Source organism: Ideonella sp. sgz306126 (assembly GCF_056032705.1).
The window spans coordinates 89,471-97,112 of record NZ_JBVYWP010000007.1 but is presented as its reverse complement, the minus strand read 5'-3'; the positions used below and the strand labels follow the sequence as shown (position 1 = coordinate 97,112).

10 protein-coding genes are annotated in these 7,642 nt (G+C 70.4%); 6 read left to right on the top strand and 4 right to left on the bottom strand.

The annotated features are described in order from the left end of the window. Nucleotides 1-154 precede the first annotated feature (154 nt). From AC0N04_RS17400 to AC0N04_RS17385, 4 genes are all read left to right on the top strand, one after another. Nucleotides 155-733, top strand: coding sequence for a GNAT family N-acetyltransferase (locus tag AC0N04_RS17400; RefSeq protein WP_474283693.1), 579 nt, complete (start codon nucleotides 155-157; stop codon nucleotides 731-733). Nucleotides 734-764: 31 nt separating this feature from the next. Further along, nucleotides 765-1,184, top strand: coding sequence for a DUF4019 domain-containing protein (locus AC0N04_RS17395; RefSeq protein WP_474283691.1), 420 nt, complete (start codon nucleotides 765-767; stop codon nucleotides 1,182-1,184). Nucleotides 1,185-1,278: 94 nt separating this feature from the next. Beyond that, nucleotides 1,279-1,695 (top strand): SRPBCC family protein, encoded by a 417-nt coding sequence (locus AC0N04_RS17390; RefSeq protein ID WP_474283688.1) that lies wholly within the window; start codon nucleotides 1,279-1,281, stop codon nucleotides 1,693-1,695. Next, complete coding sequence (locus tag AC0N04_RS17385) at nucleotides 1,692-2,129, top strand: SRPBCC domain-containing protein (protein ID WP_474283686.1); 438 nt, start codon at nucleotides 1,692-1,694, stop codon at nucleotides 2,127-2,129. Before AC0N04_RS17390 ends, AC0N04_RS17385 begins: the two co-directional genes overlap by 4 nt. Nucleotides 2,130-2,162: 33 nt before the next feature. Here the strand turns inward: AC0N04_RS17385 and AC0N04_RS17380 are convergent, their stop codons facing one another. Both AC0N04_RS17380 and AC0N04_RS17375 read right to left on the bottom strand, forming a co-directional pair. Next, nucleotides 2,163-2,525 (bottom strand): protease inhibitor I42 family protein, encoded by a 363-nt coding sequence (locus AC0N04_RS17380; protein WP_474283684.1) that lies wholly within the window; start codon nucleotides 2,523-2,525, stop codon nucleotides 2,163-2,165. A gap of 13 nt (nucleotides 2,526-2,538) precedes the next feature. Then, a complete protein-coding gene (locus tag AC0N04_RS17375; protein ID WP_474283682.1) occupies nucleotides 2,539-3,309 on the bottom strand; it encodes a C1 family peptidase in 771 nt (256 codons plus the stop codon). Nucleotides 3,310-3,500: 191 nt separating this feature from the next. Between AC0N04_RS17375 and AC0N04_RS17370 the strand changes: the two genes are divergently transcribed. Then, nucleotides 3,501-3,977 carry a nucleoside deaminase gene (locus AC0N04_RS17370; RefSeq protein ID WP_474283680.1) on the top strand — a complete coding sequence of 159 codons (477 nt, stop codon included), beginning with the start codon at nucleotides 3,501-3,503 and terminating at the stop codon, nucleotides 3,975-3,977. Nucleotides 3,978-3,980: 3 nt separating this feature from the next. Then, nucleotides 3,981-4,913: an urease accessory protein UreD gene (locus AC0N04_RS17365; protein WP_474283679.1), complete on the top strand. Its 933-nt coding sequence runs from the start codon at nucleotides 3,981-3,983 to the stop codon at nucleotides 4,911-4,913. A 10-nt stretch (nucleotides 4,914-4,923) separates the two neighbouring features. On the opposite strand, the gene AC0N04_RS17360 is transcribed toward AC0N04_RS17365, so the two are convergent. Together AC0N04_RS17360 and ffh are read right to left on the bottom strand one after the other, a co-directional pair. Further along, nucleotides 4,924-6,228 (bottom strand): BaiN/RdsA family NAD(P)/FAD-dependent oxidoreductase, encoded by a 1,305-nt coding sequence (locus tag AC0N04_RS17360; protein WP_474283677.1) that lies wholly within the window; start codon nucleotides 6,226-6,228, stop codon nucleotides 4,924-4,926. A gap of 5 nt (nucleotides 6,229-6,233) precedes the next feature. Further along, a complete protein-coding gene (gene ffh, locus AC0N04_RS17355; RefSeq protein ID WP_474283675.1) occupies nucleotides 6,234-7,607 on the bottom strand; it encodes a signal recognition particle protein in 1,374 nt (457 codons plus the stop codon). Nucleotides 7,608-7,642 lie beyond the last annotated feature (35 nt).

Genomic DNA, 7,642 nt, shown 5'->3' with positions numbered 1-7,642 from the left:
AGAATCGTCATGGACTTCCCCTTCCGGATGAGTTGATGAGAAACCGCACTTCCCATCGTGGCACTCAGTTGCCGGTTGCCGCAACGCGGCTAGTTCGGGACGGGGAAGTCCCTTTCATTCGTTAGGCCGCATACAACCCCAACGAGGCGCTCCGTTGCTGGAACCCATCCTCCTCAACCTGCCGCCGTCTATTGAGACGCCTCGATTGACTCTGCGTCCCCCGCGCACGGGCGACGGCCCAGCGCTGTACGACGCCCTTACCGAGTCTCTGCCTGAACTAGGCCGCTTTCTTGCGTCCCTCCCTTGGGTAGCCGCAGAGCAGACGCTCGAGTCCGCAGAGATGTACTGCCGCAATGCGGAGTCCAACTTCATCGCCCGTCGAGATCTGCCATTCTTTGCCTTTGAGAAGTCGAGCGGTCGCTTCGTTGCCTCGGCCGGCCTTCATCGCACCGTCTGGCAAACACCGAAAACAGAGGTCGGCTACTGGTGCAGGACTAAGGCGACAGGCCGCGGCTTCATGACAGAAGCTGTTCGCGCTTTGACCGCCTATGCCTTTGAGTATGTCAACGCAGTTCGAGTCGAGCTCGTCACAGATGAGGAGAATGCTCAATCGAGGCGCGTAGCGGAGCGCGCGGGCTTCGTCCTCGAAGGTACTCTGCGTGACGAGCGCCGAGCGCCAGACGGAACCCTGCGGAACACATGCATCTACGCGCGCTACCACGATGCGGCCTAACCCCTCACCGGGACTTCCCGTGGAGTCAACCATGAAGATCATGCGCATCCTCGCAGCGGCATTTGTCGCTCTCGCTGCCTTCTCGGCAGCCGCCACCGACAGCGATGCCAGCGCTCAGGCGCAGGTCGCGGCGCAGCGCTGGCTCAGGCTCACCGACAGCGGCAAGTATGGCGAGAGCTGGGGCGACGCGGCCTCCGTCTTCAAGGCCGCCATCACGGAACCGGATTGGGAGAAGGCGGTTTCGAACGTCCGCGCGCCCCTGGGCGCCGTCAAGACCCGACAACTCAAGTCCGCCACCTTCGCGCGCAGCCTTCCAGGCGCGCCCGAAGGGGAGTACGTCGTCATCCGCTACGAGACCGAGTTCGCGAACAAGTCAGGCGCGATCGAAACCGTGACGCCGATGCGCGACAAGGATGGCGCCTGGCGGGTCAGCGGCTACTACGTCAAGTAGCGACACGGGAAAGGCGAGCCGCTCGCTGTGGCGGGCGCGCCGCGTTGCCGTTACGCTCGAGGTCCTCCGTTGCCTACCCCAGGGAGTCACCGCCATGAAGATCACCGTTGAGACCCTCGTCAAGGCGCCCGTGGCCGAAGTCTGGCGCGCCTACACGACGCCGGACGACATCCAGCAGTGGAACACCGCGTCCGATGACTGGCACACGACCCACGCCACGGTCGATTTGCGCGTGGGCGGGGCCTTCACGTCGCGCATGGAAGCCAAGGACGGCAGCTTCGGCTTCGACTTCGCCGGGACGTATACCCGGATCGTGCCCAACGAGCTGATCGCGTATGCGTTCGGAGACCGCACGGGGACGGTCGAGTTCGTTGACGGCCCCGACGGCGTCGCGGTGCGCGTCACCTTCGATGCCGAATCCGACCACCCGGTGGAACAGCAGCGGCAGGGTTGGCAAGCCATCCTGGACCGTTTTGCCAGGCACGTCGAAGCGCGTGAGGTCCGCCCATGACGCTGTTCAGCACCCGCCGGCCGCTGGCCGTGCCTCCCGCCGCGGTCTTCGCGGCCCTTCAAGACGCAGAGCGTCTGGCCCGGTGGTGGGGGCCCAGCGGCTTCCGCAATCGCTTCGAGGTGTTCGAGTTCCGGACCGGGGGGCGATGGATCTTCACCATGATCGGCCCGGACGGGACGACCTACGCCAACGAGTCCATGTTCTCGCGCATCGAGCCCGATCGGCAGCTGGTGATCCAGCATCTGTCTGCGCCGCACTTCCAGTTGACCATCACGCTGGAGCCCACGGCCACGGGCACCTTGCTTTATTGGGAGCAGGATTTCGCCGATGCCACGGTCGCCCAGGCGGTCCGGCACATCGTCGAGCCCGCCAACGAGCAGAACCTCGATCGCCTGGGCCTGGAGCTGGGGCTGGGCCCGGCGCCGGCGGCCTGACAGGCCGGCGCGTCGCCCCTTTTTTGCACGGGCTCAGCCCGGCGGTTCCGCCGGCCGCACGATCAGCGTGACGCTGAAGCGCGGGCCGGCGCTAGCCGCCTCGCGGCCCGCGCGTTCGCAGCGCAGGGTCAGCTGGCCGTGCCCCGCCTGGCTCGCCCGGTAGCGCAGCGTGCGCAGCCCCTGGCCGCCCACCGGCGGGCCCGCCGCGGCCGGTGGCCGGTAGGCCGAGGCCTGCAGGCTCAGCAGCGCGGCGGCGTCGCCGCCCGGGTCGGCTTGCCAGACGAAGCCGCTGCCGGGGGTCTCCGGCAGGCACAGCTCGATCTGCTGGCCGACCACCACGGACACGCTGCGCCCGGCATCGGCCCAGGCCAGGCGGTGGGCGGGCGGCGTCGGCACCGGGGGTGCGGTGTCAGGCCGCGATCAGGCGGACGGTCCAGAAGTCGTCCGACAGGTTGGCCTCGCCGAGGTAGGCATAGGGCAGCGTGAAATAGCCGGCCTGTCCCCAGCCGCTGCCCCAGGAGTTGCGCACGATGAAGCGCTGCGCCGCGTCGTCGTAGCCGACGGCCAGCACGGCGTGCCCGCCGAGCGCCTGCTCCTTCAGGCCGGGCATCGGGGCGATGCCGGTCTTGGCGACCTCGGCGCTCTCGAAGCTTTCGTAGACGGTGAAGCCGAACACGAACGGGAAGCCCGAGGCCAGGCAGCCCTTGAACTGCATCAGGCTGCGCACCACGCGCTGGTACTGCACGGCCTTGTACTTCAGCGCCTCCTGGTAGCAGGCCGGCGTGGGCTTGTCGGCGAATTTCGAGATCACGTAGGGCCAGGACTTCTCAGGGCAGTCGCCCTGCTTGGCCACGCTCTTGATGCCGTCGCGGATCATCGCGCCGCTGTCGGAGTTCACGCTGCCCTCCATCACCCGCTCGTTGTAGTAGATGAACAGGCGCGAGGGTGCGAAGGCCGGCTTGAGTTTCTGCTTCATGCGGTCGAACTGCACCGCGGCGGCGATCGCATTGGCGGTGCAGCTGCCCAGCTGGCCCTGGTCGTAGACGGCAGGGCACTTCTTGCGCAGGTCGACCTGGCTGGGCAGCGGTGCCTTGACCGGCATCGGCGCGGCGTAGAGGTGGTCGCGCTGGTCCGGAACGTCCGGAACCCAGCCGAAACGATGCTGAGACTTGAGGGCCATGGCGTGCTCCTGATCGGTGTTGTGGGTACCGGCCGGCGGGCCGGCCCCCGCACTGTGCGGCGCGGCGGGCACGAGCCGCAACACCTAGCTTGCCGGGGTGTGCGCGGCGGCGCCCGGGCCGGTCGCGCGGCCATGTTAGAAACGCGTCTGACCGGAGGGACCGCTGGACCCGCCTGATGGAGCGAAACCGAATGTCCCCTGACCTGATTCAGCGCCACCTGCGCCACGCCAACGAGCTGGCCCGTGCCACGATGCACGAGGGGCGCCACCCGTTCGGCGCCCTGCTGGTCGCCCCCGATGGCCAGACCGTGCTGCTGGAGCAGGGCAATGTCGATGGCGTCAACCACGCCGAGGCGGTGCTGGCCCGCGAGGCGGCCCGGCGTTTCGGCGCCGAGATGCTGTGGGACTGCACGCTGGTGACCACGGTCGAGCCCTGTGCCATGTGCGCCGGCACCCAGTACTGGGCCCACATCGGCCGCCTCGTGTACGGCATGACCGAGGAGGCGCTGCTCGCGCTGACCGGCAACCATGCCGAGAACCCGACGCTGTCGCTGCCCTGCCGCGAGCTGTTCGCCCGCGGGCAGAAGGCGATCGAGGTGATCGGCCCGGTGCCCGCGCTGCAGGACGAGATCGCCGAGCTGCACCGCAGCTTCTGGCACGCCCGCTGAGCGATGTTCGAGCACCCCGGCATGCCGATCCCCGACCTGGCGGGGCGGGCCCGCGGCGGGCCTCTGCGCGGCGCTGACGCCGCGCCGATCCTTGACGCCACCGGGCGCAGCTGGCACGGGCACCTGCAACTCGACTACCGCCGCGACGGCGAACGCACCACCGCGCTCGACCGCCACCACGGTCCGCTGCGCGTGCTGCAGCGCCTGTATCCCGAGGGAGAGCGCATCTGCCACCATGTGCTGGTGCATCCGCCGGGTGGCATCGTCGGCGGCGACGTGCTGCAGATCGATCTCCGGCAGGCCGCCGGTACCCATGCGGTGATCACCACGCCCGGCGCGACCCGCTTCTACCGCAGCGCCGGCGAGCGGGCGGTGCAGGGCCTGGACGCCCGGCTGGCGGAGGCGGCCCGGCTGGAGTGGCTGCCGATGGAGACCATCGCCTACCGCGGCTGCCGGGCCGAGAACCGGCTGCACTTCGAGCTGGCGCCGGGCGCCGGCCTGCTGGGCTGGGACATGCTGGCGCTGGGCCTGCCGGCGGCGGGCGAGGCCTTCGACCACGGCCATTTGCTGCAGCACCTGGAACTGGCCGGCGCCTGGCGCGAGCGCGGCCGGATCGACGCCGCCGACCGGGCCCTGCTCGATTCGCCGCTGGGCTTCGCCGGCCAGCGGGTGCTGGGAACGCTGTGGTGCGCCAGCGGCAGCGCGTTCGACGCCGCACTGCGCCAGCGCCTGCTCGACAGCGCCCGCGACGCCTTCGACGGCCACCTGCTGCAAGCCCGGGCCGGCGCCACCTCGCCCGATGCGCGCGTGGTGCTGTGCCGCGCACTGGCGCCGCGGGTGGAGCCCTTGTTCGCGCTGTGGCGCGAGGTGCGCGCCCGCTGGCGCGACCTGCTGTGGGGCTTGCCGGCCGAGACGCCGCGGATCTGGTCGATGTAGGCGGGCGGGATCAGCCGGCCGGGCCGGCCAGCCAGGCCAGCGCGCCGCGCCCCGCCACCCGTCCGCTGGCGAAGCAGGCGCTCAGCAGGTAGCCGCCGGTGGGCGCTTCCCAATCGAGCATCTCGCCGGCGAAGAACACGCCGGGCCGATCGCGCCACATCAGGGCGGCGTCCAGCGCGCCGGCACGCACGCCGCCGGCGCTGCTGATCGCCTCGTCGATCGGTCGCGGCGCGCGCAGCGTCAGCGGCAAGGCCTTGATGCGCGCCGCCAGCCGCGCTGCATCGCCCGACAGCGCAGCCCACCCGGCCGCGTCCAGGCCTTCGCGCAGCACGACGGCCTTCACGCCGGACAGGCCGGCGTGTTCGCGCAGGTGGTTGGCCAGCGAGCGCGCGCCGCGGCCGCGTGCCAGCGCCGCGGCGAGCGCCGCGGGCGCGACGTCGGGCAGCAGGTCCAGGTTCAGCGTGGCCTGCCCGTGGGCGGCGATCTCGTCGCGCAGCCAGGCCGAGGCCGCGTAGACCAGGCTGCCTTCCAGGCCGGTGGCGGTCAGCACGCATTCGCCCTTGCGGCGGAAGTGCCGGCCCTGCGCATCGCGGAACTCGATCGCCACGCCCTTGAGTGGCGCGCCAGCGTGCTTGGTGGCCAGGTGCTCGCTCCAACCGACGTCGAAGCCGCAGTTCGCGGGCTGCAGCGTTGCCACGTCCAGCCCCAGGCCTTGCAGCGGCGCGAACCAGGCACCGTCCGAGCCCAGGCGGGACCAGCTGGCGCCGCCCAGCGCCAGCACCACGGCGCGCGGCCGCACACTGCGCTCGCCCTCGGGCGTGGCGAATCGCAGCCGCAGGCGCCCGTCGGCGTCCGCTGCGTCCAGCGTGCCGGCCAGCCAGCGGTGGCGCATCTGGAACTGCACGCCGGCCGCGCGCAGCCGGTGCAGCCAGGCGCGCAACAGCGGCGCGGCCTTCATCTCGTCGGGAAAGACCCGGCCCGAGCTGCCGACGAAGGTGTTCACGCCCAGGCCCCGGGCCCAGTCGCGCAGGTCTTGCGGGCCCAGCGTCTGCAGCCACGGCGCGACCCAGGCCGCCTGGTCGCCGTAGCGGGCGATGAAGGTTGGCAGCGGCTCGGAGTGGGTCAGGTTCAGGCCGCCCTTGCCGGCCAGCAGGAACTTGCGGCCGGCCGACGGCTGCGCGTCGAACACCATGACGCGGGCGCCGCCATCGGACAGCGCTTCGGCCGCCATCAGGCCGGCCGGCCCGGCGCCGATCACGGCGACGTCGGGGGTCGGGGGCGTGCCGGGGGCGCCTGGCGGGGGAGTGTCGGGCATGCGGCTCAGGCGCCGGGGAAGCCGGGCGGCATCATGCCTTTCATGCCGCCCATGCGCTTCATCATCTTCATCAGGCCGCCGCCCTTCATCTTCTTCATCATGCCCTGCATCTGCTCGAACTGGTTGAGCAGGCGGTTGACTTCCTGCACCTGCACGCCGGCGCCGGCGGCGATGCGGCGCTTGCGGGTGGCCTTGAGCAGCTCGGGCTTGCGGCGCTCCAGCGGCGTCATCGAATTGATGATGCCTTCCATGCGCCGCATGTCCTTCTCGGCGCGGTCCATGTCGGCCTGGCCGGCCTTGGCGCTGAGCTGGCTGGGCAGCTTGTCCATCAGGTTGCCCAGTCCGCCCATCTTCTTCATCTGGCTGATCTGGGCCAGGAAGTCGTTCAGGTCGAAGCCGCTGCCGGAGCGCAGCTTCTCGGCCATCTTCTGGGCCGAGGCCAGGTCGACGCCCTTGGTGACCTCCTCGACCAGCGCGACGATGTCGCCCATGCCCAGCACGCGGCCGGCATGGCGCTCGGCATCGAACACCTCCAGGCCGTCGATCTTCTCGGACACGCCGGCGAACTTGATCGGCGCGCCGGTGATCTGCCGCACCGACATCGCGGCGCCGCCGCGCGAGTCGCCGTCGAGCTTGGTCAGCACGATGCCGGTCAGCGGCAGCGCGTCCTTGAAGGCCTTGGCGGTGTTGATCGCGTCCTGGCCCTGCATCGCGTCGACCACGAACAGCGTCTCGACCGGGTTCAGCACCGCGTGCAACTCGCGGATCTCGGCCATCAGCGCCTCGTCGATCGCCAGCCGGCCGGCGGTGTCGACCAGCAGCACGTCGAAGTAGTGCTTCTTCGCCCAGTCCAGCGCGGCCAGCGCGATGTCCTTGGGCTTCTGGTTCGGCTCGCTGGGGAACCACTCGGCGCCGGCCTGCCGGGTGACGGTCTTCAGCTGCTCGATGGCGGCCGGGCGGTAGACGTCGGCCGAGACGGTCAGCACCTTCTTCTTGCGCTTTTCGATCAGGTGCTTGGCCAGCTTGGCGGTGGTGGTGGTCTTGCCCGCGCCCTGCAGGCCGGCCATCAGGATCACCGCCGGCGGCTGCGCATTCAGGTTGATGTCGGCGACGCCTTCGCCCATCGTCGCCGCGAGCTCCTTCTGCACCACGGACACCAGCACCTGGCCCGGGTTGAGCGAGCCCACCACCTCCTGGCCCAGCGCCTTGTCCTTGACGCGGGCGATGAAGTCGCGCACCACCGGCAGCGCCACGTCGGCTTCCAGCAAGGCCATGCGGACCTCGCGCAGCATGTCCTGCACGTTGGCTTCGGTGATGCGGGCCTGGCCGCGCATGGTTTTGACCAGGCGCGACAGGCGGTCGGAAAGGGTGGTGGCCATCGGGTTGCGCTCCTTGGCGCGGCCGCGCGAAACGG

Excerpts from the sequence above, each read along its gene's own strand:
- AC0N04_RS17360 (WP_474283677.1), bottom strand. The coding sequence starts at position 6,228 with ATGCCCGACACTCCCCCGCCAGGCGCCCCCGGCACGCCCCCGACCCCC.
- AC0N04_RS17395 (WP_474283691.1), top strand. The coding sequence starts at position 765 with ATGAAGATCATGCGCATCCTCGCAGCGGCATTTGTCGCTCTCGCTGCC.
- AC0N04_RS17370 (WP_474283680.1), top strand. The coding sequence starts at position 3,501 with ATGTCCCCTGACCTGATTCAGCGCCACCTGCGCCACGCCAACGAGCTG.
- AC0N04_RS17365 (WP_474283679.1), top strand. The coding sequence starts at position 3,981 with ATGTTCGAGCACCCCGGCATGCCGATCCCCGACCTGGCGGGGCGGGCC.
- ffh (WP_474283675.1), bottom strand. The coding sequence starts at position 7,607 with ATGGCCACCACCCTTTCCGACCGCCTGTCGCGCCTGGTCAAAACCATG.
- AC0N04_RS17375 (WP_474283682.1), bottom strand. The coding sequence starts at position 3,309 with ATGGCCCTCAAGTCTCAGCATCGTTTCGGCTGGGTTCCGGACGTTCCG.
- AC0N04_RS17390 (WP_474283688.1), top strand. The coding sequence starts at position 1,279 with ATGAAGATCACCGTTGAGACCCTCGTCAAGGCGCCCGTGGCCGAAGTC.
- AC0N04_RS17385 (WP_474283686.1), top strand. The coding sequence starts at position 1,692 with ATGACGCTGTTCAGCACCCGCCGGCCGCTGGCCGTGCCTCCCGCCGCG.